Origin of the sequence: Roseibium sp. SCP15 (assembly GCF_040329435.1) — a bacterium.
Lineage (GTDB): Bacteria > Pseudomonadota > Alphaproteobacteria > Rhizobiales > Stappiaceae > Roseibium.
This window is the reverse complement of record NZ_JBDZYI010000001.1, coordinates 107,066-124,827: the sequence shown is the minus strand read 5'-3', so window position 1 is coordinate 124,827 and position 17,762 is coordinate 107,066. Positions and strand designations below refer to the sequence as shown.

15 protein-coding genes are annotated in these 17,762 nt (G+C 56.1%); 5 read left to right on the top strand and 10 right to left on the bottom strand.

From position 1 onward, the window contains the following. Window positions 1-5 precede the first annotated feature (5 nt). The 6 genes from ABLO27_RS00585 to hmgA all read right to left on the bottom strand — a co-directional run bounded on the left by ABLO27_RS00585 (window position 6) and on the right by hmgA (window position 5,616). Window positions 6-530 (bottom strand): DinB family protein, encoded by a 525-nt coding sequence (locus ABLO27_RS00585; protein WP_353029840.1) that lies wholly within the window; start codon window positions 528-530, stop codon window positions 6-8. Window positions 531-534: 4 nt separating this feature from the next. Beyond that, on the bottom strand, window positions 535-1,119 hold the full coding sequence (locus ABLO27_RS00580; RefSeq protein ID WP_353029839.1) for a hypothetical protein: 585 nt from the start codon (window positions 1,117-1,119) through the stop codon (window positions 535-537). Window positions 1,120-1,205: 86 nt separating this feature from the next. Continuing rightward, complete coding sequence (locus ABLO27_RS00575; protein WP_353029838.1) at window positions 1,206-2,156, bottom strand: MBL fold metallo-hydrolase; 951 nt, start codon at window positions 2,154-2,156, stop codon at window positions 1,206-1,208. Between the two features lie 197 nt (window positions 2,157-2,353). Beyond that, window positions 2,354-3,361 (bottom strand): fumarylacetoacetate hydrolase family protein, encoded by a 1,008-nt coding sequence (locus ABLO27_RS00570; protein ID WP_353029837.1) that lies wholly within the window; start codon window positions 3,359-3,361, stop codon window positions 2,354-2,356. A gap of 6 nt (window positions 3,362-3,367) precedes the next feature. Next, window positions 3,368-4,246, bottom strand: coding sequence for an MBL fold metallo-hydrolase (locus ABLO27_RS00565; protein WP_353029836.1), 879 nt, complete (start codon window positions 4,244-4,246; stop codon window positions 3,368-3,370). Continuing rightward, the gene (gene hmgA, locus ABLO27_RS00560; protein ID WP_353029835.1) at window positions 4,246-5,616 is read right to left on the bottom strand and encodes a homogentisate 1,2-dioxygenase; all 1,371 of its coding nucleotides are present in this window, start codon (window positions 5,614-5,616) and stop codon (window positions 4,246-4,248) included. The genes ABLO27_RS00565 and hmgA overlap by 1 nt, the downstream gene beginning before the upstream one ends. Before the next feature lie 204 nt (window positions 5,617-5,820). On the opposite strand from hmgA, the gene ABLO27_RS00555 reads away from it, so the two are divergent. Then, window positions 5,821-7,854, top strand: coding sequence for a methyl-accepting chemotaxis protein (locus tag ABLO27_RS00555; protein ID WP_353029834.1), 2,034 nt, complete (start codon window positions 5,821-5,823; stop codon window positions 7,852-7,854). A 171-nt stretch (window positions 7,855-8,025) separates the two neighbouring features. Further along, window positions 8,026-8,343, top strand: coding sequence for a hypothetical protein (locus ABLO27_RS00550; protein ID WP_353029833.1), 318 nt, complete (start codon window positions 8,026-8,028; stop codon window positions 8,341-8,343). 269 nt (window positions 8,344-8,612) lie between these two features. Here the strand turns inward: ABLO27_RS00550 and ABLO27_RS00545 are convergent, their stop codons facing one another. After that, the gene (locus tag ABLO27_RS00545; RefSeq protein ID WP_353029832.1) at window positions 8,613-10,088 is read right to left on the bottom strand and encodes an ATP-binding protein; all 1,476 of its coding nucleotides are present in this window, start codon (window positions 10,086-10,088) and stop codon (window positions 8,613-8,615) included. Window positions 10,089-10,336: 248 nt separating this feature from the next. Between ABLO27_RS00545 and ABLO27_RS00540 the strand changes: the two genes are divergently transcribed. Beyond that, complete coding sequence (locus ABLO27_RS00540) at window positions 10,337-10,993, top strand: cupin domain-containing protein (protein WP_353029831.1); 657 nt, start codon at window positions 10,337-10,339, stop codon at window positions 10,991-10,993. Here ABLO27_RS00540 and ABLO27_RS00535 read toward each other — a convergent pair. Beyond that, on the bottom strand, window positions 10,990-11,523 hold the full coding sequence (locus ABLO27_RS00535) for a DUF2867 domain-containing protein (protein WP_353029830.1): 534 nt from the start codon (window positions 11,521-11,523) through the stop codon (window positions 10,990-10,992). The genes ABLO27_RS00540 and ABLO27_RS00535 overlap by 4 nt on opposite strands. A gap of 216 nt (window positions 11,524-11,739) precedes the next feature. On the opposite strand from ABLO27_RS00535, the gene ABLO27_RS00530 reads away from it, so the two are divergent. Further along, the gene (locus ABLO27_RS00530; RefSeq protein ID WP_353029829.1) at window positions 11,740-12,843 is read left to right on the top strand and encodes an efflux RND transporter periplasmic adaptor subunit; all 1,104 of its coding nucleotides are present in this window, start codon (window positions 11,740-11,742) and stop codon (window positions 12,841-12,843) included. Window positions 12,844-12,858: 15 nt separating this feature from the next. Beyond that, a complete protein-coding gene (locus tag ABLO27_RS00525; protein WP_353029828.1) occupies window positions 12,859-16,008 on the top strand; it encodes an efflux RND transporter permease subunit in 3,150 nt (1,049 codons plus the stop codon). A 77-nt stretch (window positions 16,009-16,085) separates the two neighbouring features. On the opposite strand, the gene ABLO27_RS00520 is transcribed toward ABLO27_RS00525, so the two are convergent. Both ABLO27_RS00520 and ABLO27_RS00515 read right to left on the bottom strand, forming a co-directional pair. Next, entirely contained in the window at window positions 16,086-16,676 is a 591-nt protein-coding gene (locus ABLO27_RS00520) for a nitroreductase family protein (RefSeq protein WP_417714732.1), read from the bottom strand. An 84-nt stretch (window positions 16,677-16,760) separates the two neighbouring features. After that, entirely contained in the window at window positions 16,761-17,690 is a 930-nt protein-coding gene (locus tag ABLO27_RS00515; protein WP_353029826.1) for a DMT family transporter, read from the bottom strand. Window positions 17,691-17,762: the final 72 nt, after the last annotated feature.

The window sequence follows — 17,762 nt, the reverse complement described above, 5'->3', positions numbered from 1 at the left end:
CTTGTTTATAAGTATTTCAACGCCGACTTGTGCCTGTCGAATTCCAGAAAGAACTCATCGAGTTGCGGTGGCGCCACTTTTGTTCCGGCCAGCATCGCATGTACTTGACCTCTGTGATGGATCTGGTGCTGAAAAAGATGCAGCAGCGTATTGGCGATCGATTCGTGAAACAGGCCGTTCCGTCCACGGTCCTGGGCGACTTTCCTGTCCAGATCCGACTCGTTCAGTCCGTCGCAGAAGGCAATCAGCTGTCTATCGGACTCTTCCTGCGCAACTCGCAGTGTCTCTGCCGTTTTTAGGTGCGGCGTTTCGAACACCGTCAGTCCCTGCCCTTGTTCCTTCAAGGCATCGAGGTAATACCGGTCCACTTCCCAATTATGGTTGAGCGTTTCGCGGATCGATGGAAAGAAGCCGGTCCTCTCAGCCTGGAACTCCTCCTGACTGAGCTGACAGCAGGCCTCATACAGGCGCCCGTTGGCATAGGCATTGTTGCGGGCCATGAGGTGGAGGTGGTTCAGTGCTGAGCTCATCGATTTACTTCTGTATTTCCCCTACTTGCTCGGTCGAAGTTTTTCCTAACCGGAATTCCTCAATTCCCGACCTGATCTCTGCCAGATAGGTCGCTCTCTGCTCGTCTGTCATGTCACCGAGATTAAACTGAAATACACCCCAGCAAGATGTGATCGCCGGGCGATACTCCGATTGAGGCAACATGCTCGGAGCCGCGTTGGTTGGACTCCCCTTCGTAAGTAGGGCCATGACCAAAGCCCCCTCAAAGTTTCCTGTAATCTGATCGAATTCGGCCTGACTTTGCCGCCACTCATCAGACTGTGCCTCAAAAGAGCGTGTATCTGCCTCAAACTCGTAACAGACTTCAACTTCAAGTGGGCCAACGTGAGCACCCAATAGAACTTCGCGGATGGCATACCCAGTTCTGAAACAGGCTCCCCTTTCCGAAATCGCAAAGTCATACTCGGTAACCTCCGCGATAATGGTAAGCGCCTCAGGTGCAAACGGATCGTCATATTCATAGGGGCCAAGCTGGCAGGCCACAGCCGGCAGGCTTGAGAATAGCCATCCGACGATGGCAGGAATCGGGATTTTAGGCAGAGATTTCACGGTTGGCCTCAATCTACAATCCAGACCAACCAGAAACTGCATGCAATTGCGTCACAATCATGAGATCGTCCAGCAAATGCTTCGCTTTACCCCTGCAGGTCTGACCACATCTTGGCATCACGCTCAGCAGTCCAGATGCGCGGTGTATCGATGTCCTGGGCCTCATCGTAGGCGCGGGCCACGTTGAACGGCAGGCAGTGCTCGTAAATCGCATAGTCCTTGAACTTTGGATCACAGGCGGCACGGCAGGCGTCCCAGGCTTCCTTGAGTGATCCGCCACGCTTGGCAACTTTCGCAACCGGGTCATAGGTTGAGCGGATGAAGTCGGCGGTGGAATCCAGCGCTGCGTTGACCATCTCTGAGCCGACCAGTGCATCTCCACGCCCCGGTGCAATGGCGTCGAGATTGAACCTGCGGATCTGCTCCAGCGTGCCCGGCCAGTCCTGGAAGTGGCCGTCGCCGCAATAGCAGGCAGAGTGATACTCGACGATATCGCCGGTGAACATCACGTTTTCGTCCGGCACGTAGGCAACAATATCGCCCGCGGTATGAGCGCGGCCAAGGAACATGAGATCGACCCGGCGCTTGCCCAGATAAACGGTCATCCGGTCGTTGAAGGTGGTTGTCGGCCAGGTCAGTCCCGGGATGCTTTCATGGCCCTGAAACAGGCGCGGAAAGCGTTCGAACTCGCTGGCCCAGTCTTCCTTGCCACGCTCGGCGACCATGGAGCGGGCTTTCTCACTCATGATCACGGTCTGAGCATTGTAAGCGGATGCACCAAGCACCCGGACGGCATGGTAATGGGTCAGCACCAGATGCGAGATCGGCTTGTCGGTAACCGAACGCACTTTCTCGATCACCTTCTGCGCAAGTCGTGGTGTTGCTTGCGCTTCGATGATCATGACGCTGTCGTCACCGATGATGACACCGGAGTTCGGATCGCCTTCAGCGGTGAACGCCCAAAGGTCACGACCGATTTCGGTGAAGGAGATTTCCTTTTCGGTCATATCTCCGGCGGATGCGAATTGTTTGCTCATTTGTCCTCCTAAGGCGAAACCGCCTCGTGATCTTCGTCCTCGCCGAACCTGATCCGGCAATTCATTCCGTGACGTTTCTCTGATCGCCCACATGCTCGCTCGACAACCGACGGCACGGATGCCGTAAGCGAGCCGAGGCAAGGTTGACTGGCGATTTGGGAAAGCAACAGGGCTTTCAATCGCCCCGAAGCTTCGCCCTAGTTCTTCTCAACCGTTTGCTCGATGGCACCGAAAATCGAATGACCGTCTCCATCCATCATTTCGATGCGCACCGTGTCGCCGAACTTCATGAACGGGGTCTTGGCCTGACCTTCATTGATGGTTTCGATCATGCGGATCTCGGCAATACAGGAATAACCGACACCACCCTCGGCGATCGGTTTGCCCGGACCGCCGTCAAGTTTGTTGGAAACGGTTCCCGATCCGATGATGGCTCCAGCGGCGAGATCGCGTGTCTTGGCGGCATGGGCGACCAGCTGACCGAAATCGAACGTCATGTCGACACCGGCCTCGGCCCGGCCGAACGGTGCACCATTGAAGTCCACATGAAGCGGCAAATGCAGCTTGCCATCCTTCCAGGCATCGCCAAGTTCGTCAGGCGTTACTGCAACGGGGGAAAATGCAGAAGACGGTTTTGACTGGAAGAAGCCAAAGCCCTTGCCGAGCTCGGCCGGGATAAGTCCACGAAGAGAAACGTCGTTGACCAACATTACAAGACGGATGGATTTCAGGGCCTCTTCCGGGCTGACACCCATCGGCACATCACCGGTGACAACGGCAATCTCGCCTTCCATATCGATGCCCCAGGCCTCTTCGCGCATCCGGATCGGATCGCGAGGTGCGAGGAACGTATCCGAACCACCCTGGTACATCAGCGGATCGGTCCAGAAGCTGTCCGGCATCTGGGCACCGCGCGCCTTGCGCACCAGTTCCACGTGATTGACGTATGCAGAACCGTCCGCCCATTGATAAGCACGCGGCAACGGCGACAGGGCGTCGTGCTCGTGAAAGCGAATGGTCGGAACCGCTTCGTGAGAGAGGCTTTCGGCCAGAAGCTTCAGTTTCGGCGCAATCTTGTCCCAATCGTCCAGAGCAGCCTGAAGCGTCGGGGCAATGTGGCTTGCGTCCGTGCAGTAGGTCAGGCGGTCATTTACCACCACCAGTTTACCATCGCGGCTGCCGTCCTTGAGCGTTGCCAGTTTCATTGGTTCTTAACTCCTTGTGATCGCCATACCGTCGTGGCTGATTATGGTTTCGCCTGAAAAGGCTTTGGTGGCTTCAAGCCACTCAGATTTTTCGAACCCTGGCAGGTCTGCAGGGATCAGATGATTGAGCACCAGTTTCTTCACACCGGCGGCTTCGGCGATCTTTGCAGCATCGGGCGCCAACGTGTGGCTGGCCAGAAGATGCTGACGCAACCGATCGCCATTGCCGGTTATCTCCACAATCCTGTCGACGCCGCGCGCGAGCATCGCCTCGTGAACGAGGACATCGGCATCCTTGGCGAAATCTGCAAGCGGCGGGAAATAGGCCGTGTCGGCAGAAAAGACGACCGACCAATCCTGGTCAGAAAACCTCAAGGCAAAACAATCGACTACCGGCGGATGTTCAACCCGCAAAGTCGCAATCGACAGTTTCTCGTCTTCAAGTGGTACTTCCCCCTCCTGCAGAAGATGAATTTCCACCAGATCTCGCAAATCCGGACGCCCCTCGTCCTCAATACGCGTATCGATGTCATAGCGCATCGAGCTCAGGAAGCCGTCCCAGTACTCGATCAGGTCCGACGGACCGTACACCCGAACCCGATGTGACAGCCCGGTGCACCAGGCAGTATGAACCAATGGGCCAAGTTCCAGAACGTGATCAGAGTGCATATGGGTGATGAAGATCAGGTCCAGTTCCTTGAGAACGACACCCGCGTCCACCAACCCTCTGGTCACCCCAAGACCGCAATCGACGACGCAGCGGCGGCCACCGATCTCAATCAGCGAGCTGGTCGGTGACGGCCCGCCCGGACGGATTGCCGGTCCGCCCTTGGAGCCGAGGATGACCAGACGATCTTTCAGGTCCGGCACTTTGGCATTGCTCATTACTTGTCCCACGTTCCTTCCGGTGTACCGTCGAACTTTTTCTCAAGTGACTCCCAACAGTCAATGTAGTCATCCTGCAAGGGGGCATCTTTTGCAGCAAATTCAGTCAGATGCTGCGGGAACCGGGTCTCGAACATGAAGGACATTGTGTTATCGAGCTTTTCCGCCTTCAGGTCTGCATTGGAAGCCCCCTCGAAGGCGTTGTTATCCGGACCGTGCGGCAGCATCATGTTGTGCAGGCTCATGCCGCCAGGCACGAAGCCCTGCGGTTTGGCATCGTACTGCCCGTAAATGTTGCCCATCAATTCGGACATGATGTTCTTGTGGTACCAAGGCGGACGGAAGGTGTTCTCAGCAACCATCCAGCGCTCGCGGAACAGGACGAAGTCGATATTCGCCGTGCCGGGCACACCCGAAGGTGCAGTCAGAACCGTGAAGATCGATGGATCGGGGTGATCGAACAGAATGGCGCCTATCGGGCAGTAAGTGCGCAAGTCATATTTGCATGGCGCATAGTTGCCGTGCCAGGCAACAACGTCGAGCGGGGAATGGCCGATCTTGGTTTCGTGAAACTGACCACACCATTTGACAGTCACTGTTGACGGTGCTTCCCGATCTTCGAAATGGGCAACCGGTGTCTTGAAATCGCGGCGATTGGCCATGCAGTTCGCACCGATTGGCCCCCTGCCCGGCAACTCGAATTTCTGACCATAGTTCTCGCAGACAAACCCGCGCGCAGGTCCCTCGACCACTTCGACCCTGTAGACCAGGCCACGCGGAAGAATGGCGATTTCCTTAGGCTCCAGTTCAATGATACCGAGTTCGGTACAGAACCTCAGGATACCTTCCTGGGGAACAACCAGAAGCTCGCTGTCCGCTGAGAAGAAATACTCGTCTTCCATCGATCTGGTGACGAGGTAGATGTGGCTTGCCATGCCCACCTGGGTATTGACGTCTCCCGCGGTCGTCATGGTGCGCATGCCGGTCAGCCAGGTCAGGTCCTCATCGGAATGGGGAACCGGATCCCATCGATACTGGCCAAGCGAAATCACGTCTTCACAGACATTCGGCGCGCTTTTCCAGTGTGGCAGGTCAATCTTTTGAAAACGATGCGTGTGCTTGACCGACGGGCGGATACGATAGCACCAGGTCCGCTCGTTCTGATGGCTCGGCGCGGTAAAGGCCGTGCCGGAAAGCTGCTCACCGTAAAGACCGTAAGCGCATTTCTGCGGGCTGTTCATTCCCTGCGGCAAGGAACCGGGCAATGTTTCGGTTTCAAAGTCGTTGCCGAAGCCCGGCATATACTCGAGCTCGGATGAATTCCGACCGTTATTGTTTGTTGTCCGGGTGTTTTCCGTTCTCTGATCCATGACGTCCTCCGGCTTCAGAGATGAATTTAGTTTCATATGTAACCAAATTCTTCTCACACTTCAAGCGGCATCGTCAAAGAGAATCCGGAATGCAGGATCCGGATTGAAAAAATCCGACTCGGGCAAGAGAAAACAAATGCAACTGTAAGCTTTGCTTTACTCAACCTACGTAAGGTCCGACCAGACACACTATTGGAGCCTTGCATGTCTCTTAGAAATCGAATCTTTTTTGCCTCAAGTGGTGTATTTCTGGTCGGCTTCCTGACGCTAATCCTTGCAGTAACTTTCATGGCGCAGGGAACATCGCAGAAGTCAGGTGAAGAACTTATCCGTAAAACTGCTGAGGCACTTGCGCTTGATGCAGGCAAGACGCTGGCAGAAGCCCAGCTGACCGCCCGTGCGACCTCGGATGCGCTCGAGGGACTGCAGCATGCCGGCGTCACCGATCGCAATGCCTATAGCGCTGTGATGCTGCAGCAAATCAGCCAGAACAAGCACTTCGTGGGTGGGGGAGTGATCTTCGAACCTGACATGGCGGGACCGGACGCGGACAACGCAGGCTCCAACTACTCGGACGAAAACGGCCGCTTCATTCCATATTTCTATAATGACGGTGCCAGCGTTGCCTGGGAACCGCTGATGTTCGGCGGCGATAGCGGCTCCGAAGAATGGTATGACAAGCCGAAGAATCTCGGCCACGACACTGTAACCGAGCCTTATATTTATCCGATCAACGGTGTCGACGTTCTGATGGCGACAGCCTCTTCGCCGATCCTGGATAAATCCGGCCGCGGTATCGGCGGAGCAACGATCGACGTTTCCCTTGAAGGATTGCAGAAGGCAGTCAGCGCCGGACAGACATATGAAACCGGTTATGTCGGCCTGCTGAGTGAAGCAGGCGTGTGGGTCTCCCATCCCGATTCATCTCTTCTCGGCAAACAGGCGGATCCTTCGCTGGTCAGCAAGATCAAATCCATGAAAGGCACCCTTGCCTATTCAACGGACAACGGTGTTGCAGAAGCCATTCAGGCCTTCGAGCTGGATGGCACTGGGCAAAACTGGTTTGTTGTGCTGGCTGTCGACGAAAGTGAATTGCTCGCGAGTGCCAATTCCACGATGCAGCTGAGCCTGCTGCTGTCACTTGGCCTGCTGGTTGCCGGCACATTCCTGATGTGGATGCTCGGCTCCACGATCGCTGGCCCCGTCCGGGCCTTGACCGAACGCATGCGCAAGCTTGCTGAAGGTGACGTCGAAACACCTGTCGCCTACACGGACCGCAAGGACGAGATCGGACAGATGGCAGGCGCTCTGGAGATTTTCGTTGAAAACGAAAACGAACGCAGGTCCCTGCAAAACGATACAGAGCTTTCCCAACAGTCCCAGCTTGATCGTCAGCGGGAGATTGAAGCGCTCATCGAGGCTTTTGAGACCGACGTCAACGATGTTCTGGATCAGGTCAGTGGCGACAGTGAGAAGATGGAGCAGACAGCCGCCTCTCTCGATGCGATCGCACGCGACACATCCACGAAAGTGTCTTCCGTTGCAGGGTCTTCTGATGTCGCCCAGGGCAGTGTTCAAACGGTTGCTTCGGCCGCAGAAGAGCTGTCCGCGTCCATCTCTGAAATCGGCCGGCAGATCGACCAGACCAAGGACATCGTGGTCAGCGCTACGCAGGCAGCCAATGATTCCAACGACAAGGTCGGCAGCCTCGACAGTTCCGCTCAGAAGATCGGCGAAGTTGTCAGCCTGATCCAGGCGATTGCGGAACAGACCAACCTGCTTGCCCTGAACGCCACCATTGAAGCGGCGCGCGCCGGTGAAGCCGGCAAGGGCTTTGCGGTCGTTGCTTCCGAGGTCAAGGAACTCGCAACCCAGACCGCAAAGGCAACCGAGGAGATCTCCGCGCAGATCACCGGCATCCAGTCATCGACCCGAAACGCTGTCGGATCGATCCAGGAAATCGCCAGCACCATGGAAGAGGTCAATCAGTTCACGGCAACGATTGCCGCTGCCATTTCACAGCAGGGCGATGCCACCAACGAGATCAGCCACAACGTTCAGCAGGCTGCGAGCTGCACCAGCGATATGAGCAACAGTGTCGGCGATGTCATGCAAGCGGCTGAAGAGACCAGCAACTCAGCTGCCGACGTGCTGTCTGTTTCCCAGTCCGTTTCGCAACAAGCCCACGGGCTGCAATCGACCATTGCCGATTTCCTTGCGAGAGTGAGAGCTGCTTAAAGCAAAAAAAACTTGAACCAAGAAGCTCGCGCAAGCCATTGCGCGAGCTTTCTTTTTTAGTCATTTGCAAAATCGAACAACCATTTAACCGATGCCCCCGAAAGCCATGTGACTTGATTGATCGACAAATTTGACTAAAATGGAACAAAGCATGAACATTTGAGGTTGCCAATGCAGTTTGCTCATCCAGCTCAAGCGCAGTACTCCGTCGCCTTGTCGTCTTCGCCGTCCCTGCTGGCGGCACAGCAGCCGACCGATGTAACGCCAGACGAGGTCCGCACCATGATTGCCTACCTGCAAAAGGCGCGGGACCGGGCGAAACAGATCCGCGACCGTTCTCCGGCAGGAAGTTACATGGAAAATGTCCTGAGCCGGACGATTGATGGCATCACCCTGGAGCTTTCGCAACTGGACTACTTGCTGGCACGGCAACCGGTTGAAACCTCTAAAGCGATGCGTGTGCGCAGCCGTATGCGCCCGGCGATCTGACGTCCGGCGCACATTTGAACAAGGATCAGCCTCTCGCCTTTTAAGAGTGATAGAGCCGACTGCCAGACCGGGTTTTCCCGAGCTCAATCTTCAGAAACGAGCTAATCGCAAACTTCTGGCCGTTTCATCAGGAAGTCTGAACACCTCCCGAATCAACGTTTCAGGCGTGCGCATGCTCGTTACCAGAAGAGCAAGCTGGAATATTCACATTGACAGCCTGCCCGCTCTCAAAATCTGCTCGGGCTGACCACTGCTTTTGTTAAGCTGTTTCAGGCAGCAGCTTCGTCGCCGGGTGCCGTTTGCCAACCGAGATCCGTCAGCGTAACGATGCGATTGCCGCGAAGATCCGTGGCGCAGACAAGAAAACCGCGCTCTTCCATATGGCTCAGCAACCATCTGGCACGCCCCGGCGAGCGCGTCCCATAGGCTGTCGCGATTTCCAGGTTTCCCGGACATGGTGCCTTTGCCAGGGCCGCTTTTGCCAGCAGCAGATAAACACCGCGCATGTCATCCGGCAATTCCGAGGCGATCAGTTCCGCCTGGGCCCAGGCACCGTCATCGACTTCGCCCTTTTCAACCCCGGCTCGAGCCACTGAAAGCTTCTCACGAAACGCCTGCAGGTCCGGAGCCCCGCCCGGTAGCTTGGCAATTCGACAACGGACCTGGAAATCCTGGTACAGCGTAGCGATCGGCTGGAAGGCGGCTTCTTCGTCTTCCAGAATGCCGGCAATGATTTCGGAGATCTTTTCTTCGCGCTCGCCGAAATCGAGCAGACTCTCCGGTTGAGGCGTTGCCTCGTCACTTGCGCGTTCTGCGCTTGTCAGCTGATCAAGCACATCTCCGGTAGACACAACCGGCTCGACAAAGCGCTGCCGCACCACCGGAGCCTCGCCTTCGGCGGGGGTAAAGATCAGATCCTTGGCCTCTTCCTTCGGCTGCTCCGGCAAAGGCATCAATTTCGGACTGCCGCCGCGGCCCATTGTTTCCACCGGGCCGATCTTGACGGGAACCGGACGGCGAGACATCGCCGGACCAAGAGCAATGAAATGTCCGCGATCCAGATTGCGGAAGCTTTCCGCCTGACGGCGTTCCATTCCGAGCAGATCCGCGGCGCGAGCCATGTCGATGTCGAGGAACGTCCGGCCCATCAAAAAATTCGAGGCTTCTGCAGCGACGTTCTTTGCAAGCTTGGCCAGACGCTGGGTCGCGATGACACCCGCCAGACCTCTTTTGCGGCCGCGGCACATCAGATTGGTCATGGCTCCGAGAGACCGGCGGCGTGCCTCTTCGGTAACTTCACCCGCTGCAGCCGGAGCAAAGAGCTGCGCTTCGTCGACAACGACAATCATTGGATACCAAAGATCCCGATCGGCATCGAAAAGCCCGTCGAGAAAGGTCGCCGCTGCTTTCATCTGACGATCAGCGTCAAGGCCTTCCAGGTTCAGGACGACGGAAACGCGGTGCTGACGCACCCGCCCGGCAATCATCTGGAGATCTTTTTCGGTTCCGACAGCGTCCACAACGACGTGGCCGAACTTGTCGGCCAGAGATACGAAGTCGCCTTCAGGATCGATGATGGCCTGCTGCACCCAGCTGGCCGATTGTTCCAGAAGTCTGCGAAGCAGATGCGACTTACCGGAACCGGAGTTCCCCTGAACCAAAAGCCGCGTGGCCAGGAGCTCTTCCAAGTCAAGCCCGGCCCGCGCACCGCCTGTCATTTCACCGATATCGATCTGTACCGTCATGCAATCACTTCTAGTGCAGCGGCGGTGCTGCTTTAACTCCGTGCGTTGAATCCGTGCAGGGCGGTAGTCAGCACGATTCCGGAAGACTTGCAAAGCCGGCCTTGCCGGAATCCGGCTTTTTCCCAGCATTCCACCGCTTCAGTCCCGGCTTAACAAGCCGATCACTTCTAATTCATGTCCCGCCTCTTCAAATACGCGTCCTATAGTCCATTTTAATTAGAAACAACCCGTCAAGAGGGATAGACTTGATGAAAATTCACGCCGATCTGACAGAACGCGCTGTCGTCGACAGCGCTACGCTTGACTGGATCCCCTCCCCGATGGCGGGTGTGGAACGACGCATGCTGGAGCGGGACGGCGACGAGGTAGCGCGCGCAACCAGTTTGGTCCGTTATGCACCGGGCTCTGCCTTTTCCGCCCATACCCACGATATGGGCGAGGAGTTTCTGGTTCTTGACGGTGTTTTTTCTGACGAAAGCGGCGACTTTCCCAAAGGCATGTATGTGCGCAATCCTCCCGGCTCCCGTCACGTACCCTCCAGCGAACCTGGCGCAGTCATCCTGGTAAAGTTGAGGCAGATGCAGGCTGAAGACGACACTTATGTCCGCGTCAACACGCTGGACCCAGCGGGTTGGCAGGCGGGCCGCTCCGGTGAGCACATTCTTCCTCTGTTCGTTCGCCCGGATGAGGAAGTCGTCATGCTGAACTGGGAGCGCGGCTCACAGTTCGACGAGCAGGAGTTTCCCGGAGGCGCCGAGTATTTCGTTATCGAAGGCAGTTTCGAGGATGGGGACGGCCGATACGACCAGGGAACCTGGCTGCGGCTTCCGCCGGGAAGCCGGCAGTCCATCAAAACGGCGCAAGGCACCCGGGTCTGGCGCAAGACCGGACATCTGGAATCCTAAACAGCAGCCAGATCCTGCGCGGTGGCGTAATCCAGTACCGTCGCCGCGATCTTCTTGTGCAGCGGCAAAATGAGAGCCAGGTAGAGATGGCCGAACAGATTGTGGCGCTTGCAGCAGGTAGATGCGAAAACGCCCGGCTTCGGCCCGATCTTACGGAAAATCGACAGGCGGAAATCCTGGTGCCAATCGTCCTCGCCCAGCACGATCTCGTTTTCCGTCACGCTGTAGATCTTGAAAAACCCGATCCGATCGCCGGGTTGCCGTGCACTCATCGGAACTTGTGACTGTTCGCGCGCCAGGTCGCTGGTCGTTTTCATGCCAAGTGGTTTGACAACCATGTCCCGCGCCCTCAACAGGGCATTCATCCAGGCGATATCAGCATTGAGGATGTGGTCGGCCAAAACACGAATGTCAGCTGCCTGCAGATCCTGCCTGCCCTCCAGAGAAACAGAGAACGTGTCCATGTAATCCCCGGTCGCATAGTAGCTGTTGAGATAACTTTCCCTCGGCAACCTGTCTGATTTGCTCATTCCGGCCTCTGCCCACGTTGTCGGATAATCGTCACTATAGGACGCAGCTTTGCAACAAACGCCGTGCAGATTGCCGCAGTCGCAAAGGCAACCCGAGCAAGTTGACGCGCACGGAAAATAAAATCGTAAATTGTCCCTAAACTCCTCGCATCGCTGATTATTCCGGTTATGATATCGTTTCTAATTGCGAAATTTTGATTGTTGGCCGGAGGGGACATGAAATCGGCGAAAGTGTTTCTAGGACTGGCGTCAGCTCTATTGACCGCGTTCGCGGCGAACGCACAGGACACATCGACGCAACCGCAAAAAGTCACTGTGGCAAAGGTTTCGACAATCACGGCAAACAATGCGTCCCGCTATGTCGGCCGCGTGGAAGCTGTCAGCACCGTCGACATTGTTGCCAGGGTCGAAGGGTACCTCGACAAACGCAACTTCACGGAAGGCGGCACCGTCAAGAAGGGCGACCTTCTCTACGTCATCGAGAAGGATCTCTATCAGGCAAGCGTCGACCAGGCCAAGGCAACACTTGAAGGTGCGAAGGCGGCTCTTGAAAACTCCCAGATTGAACTCGAACGCCAACGCCAACTTCTGGCCAAGGGCGATATCTCGCAAGCCAACTACGACAAGCAGAAAGCAACGACCGCTACGGATCAGGCAAATGTCGATGAGGCACAAGCCAATCTGGATACTGCCGACATCAACCTCAGCTACACCAACATCAACAGCCCGATAGACGGCCGTATCAGCAAGACCAATGTCAATGTCGGCAACCTGGTTGATTCCAACACCGGCACGCTGGCAACGGTTACCAGCGTCGACCCGATCTATGTGTCGTTCTATATGGGCGAAAAGGATCTGATCGAAGATCGGGAAGCCGGGCTGATCGGAAATGACAGCGCCACTTTCAAGGTCAACCTGACCATGACAAACGGCACTCAGTTTCCGTCTGCCGGCAAGGTTACCTATGTCGGCACGACTGTCGATCAGAGCAGCGATACCATTGAGCTGCGCGCAACCTTCGACAATCCGAAAAACCTGCTCATTCCCGGACAGTTTGTGAACGTGACTGTCGAGGCTGCCGATCCGGCCAAACTGGCCGCCGTTCCCCAGACAGCCATTCAGCTCGATGCAAAGGGTCACTTTGTCTATGTCGTTGACAGCGACAACAAGGTGAAACGTCAGGACATCACGCTGGGCCGACAGTCCGGCTCTCTCTGGGAAGTCAAGTCGGGCCTGAAGGAAGGCGAACAGGTCATCGTTCAGGGATTGCAACGGGTCAAACCCGACATGACCGTCGCCCCAGTCGAAGCCAAAAGCTAGGAGAGTCTTCAAGCCATGCTCTCCAAATTCTTCATTGATCGACCGAACTTTGCGCTGGTCCTGTCTCTGATAGCCTCGCTGGTCGGGATCATCGCCATCGTGTTCATTCCCATTTCGGAATATCCGAACGTCACGCCACCGCAAGTCGTTGTCACGGCGCAGTTCCCCGGCGCTGATTCAGAGCTGATCGAAAAATCGGTCGCGATCCCGATCGAAGACCAGGTGAACGGCGTTGAAAACATGATCTACATGTCTTCGATCAGCTCCAATGCGGGTACCTACACTCTCACCATCACCTTCGAGATCGGCACGGACCCCGATATTGCCGCCGTCAATGTGCAGAACCGCGTTGCGCTGGCGGAACCTCAATTGCCGCAATCGGTCAAGAACCTGGGTGTTGCCACCAAGAAACAGTCCGCCAACATGCTTCTGGTGGTCAATCTGGTTTCCCCGGACGAAAGCCGGGACGCGATCTATCTGAGCAACTACGCCACCATCCACGTCCAGGATCGCCTGTCTCGCCTGCCCGGTGTCGGCAGCGTCTCGCAGTTCGGTCCTCTTGATTACAGCATGCGCGTGTGGATGCGGCCGGATCAGATGACTGCGCTCGACCTGACGGCGACGGATCTGTCCAGTGCCATCCAGGCACAGAACGCGCAGGCGACAGCCGGTCAGATTGGCGGAGCTCCATTCAACGGGCCGACCGATTTCCAGTTCTCACTGAAAGCTGATGGCCTACTGGAAACCGCCCAACAGTTCGGCGACATCATTGTATCAGGCTCATCTTCCGGTCAGCTTGTGCGACTGCGGGACGTCGCCCGGGTTGAACTTGGCTCCAGTTCCTATTCGGCTTTTGCAACACTCAACAACAAGCCATCGACCGCGATCGCGATCTATCAGTCACCGGGGGCAAATGCTCTCGATGTTGCAAACAGCGTCTATGCAGAGCTCGACAAGATGCAGGCGAGTTTCCCCAATGGTGTGGAATACAAGCTGCTCTACGACATCACCAAGGCCGTGAAGGCATCCATCGAGGAAATTCTCACAACACTGGCCATGACCACGGGCCTGGTGGTCTTCGTGGTGTTCATGTTCCTGATGAGCTGGCGTGCGGTTATCATTCCGGCCATTGCAATTCCGGTTTCACTGCTTGGAACCTTTGCCATTCTTTTCCTCATCGGATTCTCGGCCAATCTGATCACCTTGTTCGGCGTCATTCTGGCAATCACGCTCGTCGTTGACGATGCCATCGTCATAATAGAGAACACCGAAAGGATCATGGAGGAGGAAGGGCTGGCGCCACGCGAGGCCACGCTCAAGGCAATGGATCAGGTGACAAGCCCGATCATTGCGACCACTTTTGTGCTGCTGGCGGTCTTTGTGCCGGTCTGTTTTTTCCCCGGCATTACCGGAGAAATCTACCTTCAATTCGCGCTCACGATCACCATTGCGTTCTGCCTGTCCGCAGTGAACGCGCTGACCCTGTCACCGGTTCTTTGCTCAATGCTGTTGCGCCGGTCTGACAAGAATCGGCATGGGCCGCTGTATTTCTTCGGAGCCCTGGTCGACAAAATACGCAATGCCTATGTGGCGCTTGTGCGGGTCATGATCCGCAACATCGCCGTGTCATTGCTCATTCTGGTTGCTGCCTTTGTGGCCACGGTGTTCATGTTCCGCGAAACTCCGACGGGCTTCATTCCGCTGGAGGACAAGGGCGTCCTCTTTGCCAATGTCAAGTTACCGGAAGGCGCCTCACTGCAACGCACCGAGGCCGTGGCAAAAACCATGACCACGATGATCCGCGAAGTCGAAGGCGTTCAGGACGTCATTGCCGTTCCTGGCTTCAGCATTATCGCCGGGGACGGGTCGAACTTCGCAACACTGATCCCGATCCTGGCACCCTGGAGTGAAAGGAAGACCAAAGAAACCCAGTGGTACAACATCCTGAAGACACTCAATGAAAGACTCGCCACGATTGACGAGGCAGTGTCATTTGTTTTCCCGCTACCTCCCATTGACGGTCTTGGAATATCAGGCGGCATCGCTGCGCAAATCCAGGACGACGCTGGAGCAAGCGTTGTTGATCTCGGTGCCGTGACAAACGCTGTCCTGTCGGCCTCCAATACCAACCCCGTGTTCCTGCAGGTCTTCAGCTCCATCTCCGCAAGTTCACCGGAGTACCAGGTTGAACTCGACCGGGACAAGGCGGAAGCCCTCGGGGTTGATATCAGCGACATATTCACTGTGCTGCAGGCCAATCTTGGCACTTACTACGTCAACAACTTCCTGCTCGACGGCAAGGTGTTCTGGGTGATCCTGTCTTCGGAGGCCGAATACCGGCAAACGCTTGACGATGTCGGCTCGATCTATGTGAAGAGCTCTTCAGGAGACATGATCCCGCTCAGCACGCTGGTCAGTCTGGAAGCTGTGGTCGGACCTCAAAGCGTGACCCGCTACAATCTCGAACGTTCGGCCGCTGTCCAGGGATTGACCAATATCGGCTACAGCACAGGTGACGGTATTGCGGCTTTTGAACAGGTTGCGAAGGAAGTGCTTCCGGACGGCTATTCCGTCGAATGGACGGGTATGTCCCTTCAGGAGATCGAAGCCGGGTCCTACGTGATTTACATCCTGCTGCTGGCATTCCTATTCGCGTATCTGTGTCTGGTTGCCCAGTACGAGAGTTGGATGTTGCCGATTGCGGTGATGCTTTCGGCTGTCTTTGCCGTTTGCGGGGCTCTGATACCGCTCTATCTGATCCCGGTTCTGGACAACAACATCTATGCGCAAATCGGCATGGTGCTGTTGATCGGTCTTGCTGCCAAAAAGGCTATCATGCTGGTTGAGTTCTCCCGCAATTGCCGTGACGACGGCATGAGCATCGTGGACGCGGCCATCAGCGCAGCCCATACACGCTTTCGCCCTGTCACCATGACCGGTCTTTGCTTCATTGTCGGCGTTCTGCCGCTGGTGTTTGCATCAGGCGCCGGATCGGCGAGCCGTGTTTCAATCGGCCTGCCGGTGTTCGCCGGCATGATCCTGGACAGCACCATCGGGCTTCTGATGATCCCCGTGCTCTATGTCGCTGTTCAAAGGCTGCGTGAGAAATTCACCAGAAAACCGGCCAAGACCTCAACGGAAGCGCCGGCAGACACGCCTGCGTGATCGACGACCCGTCTCTACGAAAAAGGCTGCAGGCAATGCCTGCAGCCTTTTTTACGCCGCGCTCGAAAGACAGGTATTCACCCCCAGGAACCGGCAAAGGCTATGTCCGACAGCGGCATACGGGCACTCGGCGTTTCCCTTGCCTGAAGGCTCTCGTCAAGCCGCGAAGCATCGCCCTGTCTGCCGATCGCGAATGCAATCTCTGGCTTGAAACGTTCCGGCACGCCCAAAACCTCGTGAACACGATCCTTATGGATACCTGCCATTCCGTGGGTGTGATAGCCAAGCGCGGTCGCCTGCAAGGCCGCGTGTGCCCAGGCCGACCCGGCGTCAAAGGAATGACTTCCGTTGGCGCGATTTGGTTTGCCTTCCTTGCCGTCAACCTCAGTGTCCGAGAACAAGTAAACCAGCGCTGAAGAATGCTGAGCCCAGTCCAGGTTGAACGGGTTGAGCAGTTCCACAAGCTTCTGCCAATGAGCGTCACCCCGCAACGCATAGACAAATCGCCAAGGCTGGATATTGAAAGCGGACGGCGCCCAGCGCGCAGCTTCCAGAATGGTCTTCAGATCAGTTTCCGGCATTTCGGAACCGTCAAAAGCGCGGGGTGACCACCGGTCGACAAACAGGTCCTGGACCGGATGATCGGGATTACGAGCTGTCATTTGCATCTACTCCAAAATCGTTCCGGGCTTTTACCTGCCCGGGTGATTTGGAGATAGTGTGTTTTTATCTTTATATCAAGATACTTTTTATCAAGACACTTCTTTCGGACTTCCAATCCAGTCGCTTTTCTTGGGCTTTGCACCTATTGATGGCGCCAGCAGAATTGCTGACAAGACCAGCGCCGCGGACAGCGCTTCCCGGACACCGACACTTTCGCCAAAGACAAAGAACCCCACGAGGAACATGGTCGGCAATTCAAAGCTGCCGGCGGCCGATGCGCGAACCGGCCCAACCTTCTGGCAGGCAAAGGAAAAGAGAACCTGCGGAACAAGTGCGGTCATCAATCCCATGACAATGATCAGTCCCCATTGGGAAGACGAGGCCGGCAAAAGCGTTCCCTGCCCTTCCTGGAGGGCAACCGGTGTCAACCCGACAAGAGCCCCCACCAGACCGCAAGCCGTCCTTTCCAGTGAATTGAGTTGTCCGCTCAACCCGCTCAGAACCACTACAAGGAATCCAAAGGCTACGGGAGCCGGTATCGCCCAAAGCAGAGAAGACATCACTTCAGGCGACAAGAGCGATGGGTCAAGCAGCAACGCAGCCGCACCGAGAACAAGTCCGGCTGCAGCAAAGGACCTCAGGCTGGGGGACTGCTTCAGCAGGATCCAGGCGAACAGGGAAGCGAATACCGGATAGGACATGTAAACGACCCCGGCCGCTGCTACAGGCGCATTTGAAATAGCCTCAAGATAACCGATCAGGCTTAGCCCCAGCACAGCACCGGCTCCGGCAAGCAGAAGAGCGCTTCCTCGCTTGTGTCTTTCCAATGGTAGAAACGGCAGCAACATGAATGCGGAGAAACCATAGCGATAGAGCGCAATCGACGCGGGCCCGGCACCAAGTTCCTTCAGCTCTCGAACGAACACAGGCACCAGCCCGAAACAAACGGCGCAGGCGACAATGACGAGGGTTGCGCCAAAGGGGTTCAAATTGAATTTTGATAGAGATGAGATCGACATAGCCTGTCGATACCCCGCTCGGGAAAATAAATAAAATTCTTAGTTTTCATTCTGATCATGAAATGATTTCAT

Excerpts from the sequence above, each read along its gene's own strand:
- ABLO27_RS00530 (WP_353029829.1), top strand. The coding sequence starts at position 11,740 with ATGAAATCGGCGAAAGTGTTTCTAGGACTGGCGTCAGCTCTATTGACC.
- ABLO27_RS00585 (WP_353029840.1), bottom strand. The coding sequence starts at position 530 with ATGAGCTCAGCACTGAACCACCTCCACCTCATGGCCCGCAACAATGCC.
- ABLO27_RS00515 (WP_353029826.1), bottom strand. The coding sequence starts at position 17,690 with ATGTCGATCTCATCTCTATCAAAATTCAATTTGAACCCCTTTGGCGCA.
- ABLO27_RS00555 (WP_353029834.1), top strand. The coding sequence starts at position 5,821 with ATGTCTCTTAGAAATCGAATCTTTTTTGCCTCAAGTGGTGTATTTCTG.
- ABLO27_RS00565 (WP_353029836.1), bottom strand. The coding sequence starts at position 4,246 with ATGAGCAATGCCAAAGTGCCGGACCTGAAAGATCGTCTGGTCATCCTC.
- ABLO27_RS00575 (WP_353029838.1), bottom strand. The coding sequence starts at position 2,156 with ATGAGCAAACAATTCGCATCCGCCGGAGATATGACCGAAAAGGAAATC.
- ABLO27_RS00570 (WP_353029837.1), bottom strand. The coding sequence starts at position 3,361 with ATGAAACTGGCAACGCTCAAGGACGGCAGCCGCGATGGTAAACTGGTG.
- ABLO27_RS00535 (WP_353029830.1), bottom strand. The coding sequence starts at position 11,523 with ATGAGCAAATCAGACAGGTTGCCGAGGGAAAGTTATCTCAACAGCTAC.
- ABLO27_RS00540 (WP_353029831.1), top strand. The coding sequence starts at position 10,337 with ATGAAAATTCACGCCGATCTGACAGAACGCGCTGTCGTCGACAGCGCT.
- hmgA (WP_353029835.1), bottom strand. The coding sequence starts at position 5,616 with ATGGATCAGAGAACGGAAAACACCCGGACAACAAACAATAACGGTCGG.
- ABLO27_RS00525 (WP_353029828.1), top strand. The coding sequence starts at position 12,859 with ATGCTCTCCAAATTCTTCATTGATCGACCGAACTTTGCGCTGGTCCTG.
- ABLO27_RS00550 (WP_353029833.1), top strand. The coding sequence starts at position 8,026 with ATGCAGTTTGCTCATCCAGCTCAAGCGCAGTACTCCGTCGCCTTGTCG.
- ABLO27_RS00545 (WP_353029832.1), bottom strand. The coding sequence starts at position 10,088 with ATGACGGTACAGATCGATATCGGTGAAATGACAGGCGGTGCGCGGGCC.
- ABLO27_RS00520 (WP_417714732.1), bottom strand. The coding sequence starts at position 16,676 with ATGCAAATGACAGCTCGTAATCCCGATCATCCGGTCCAGGACCTGTTT.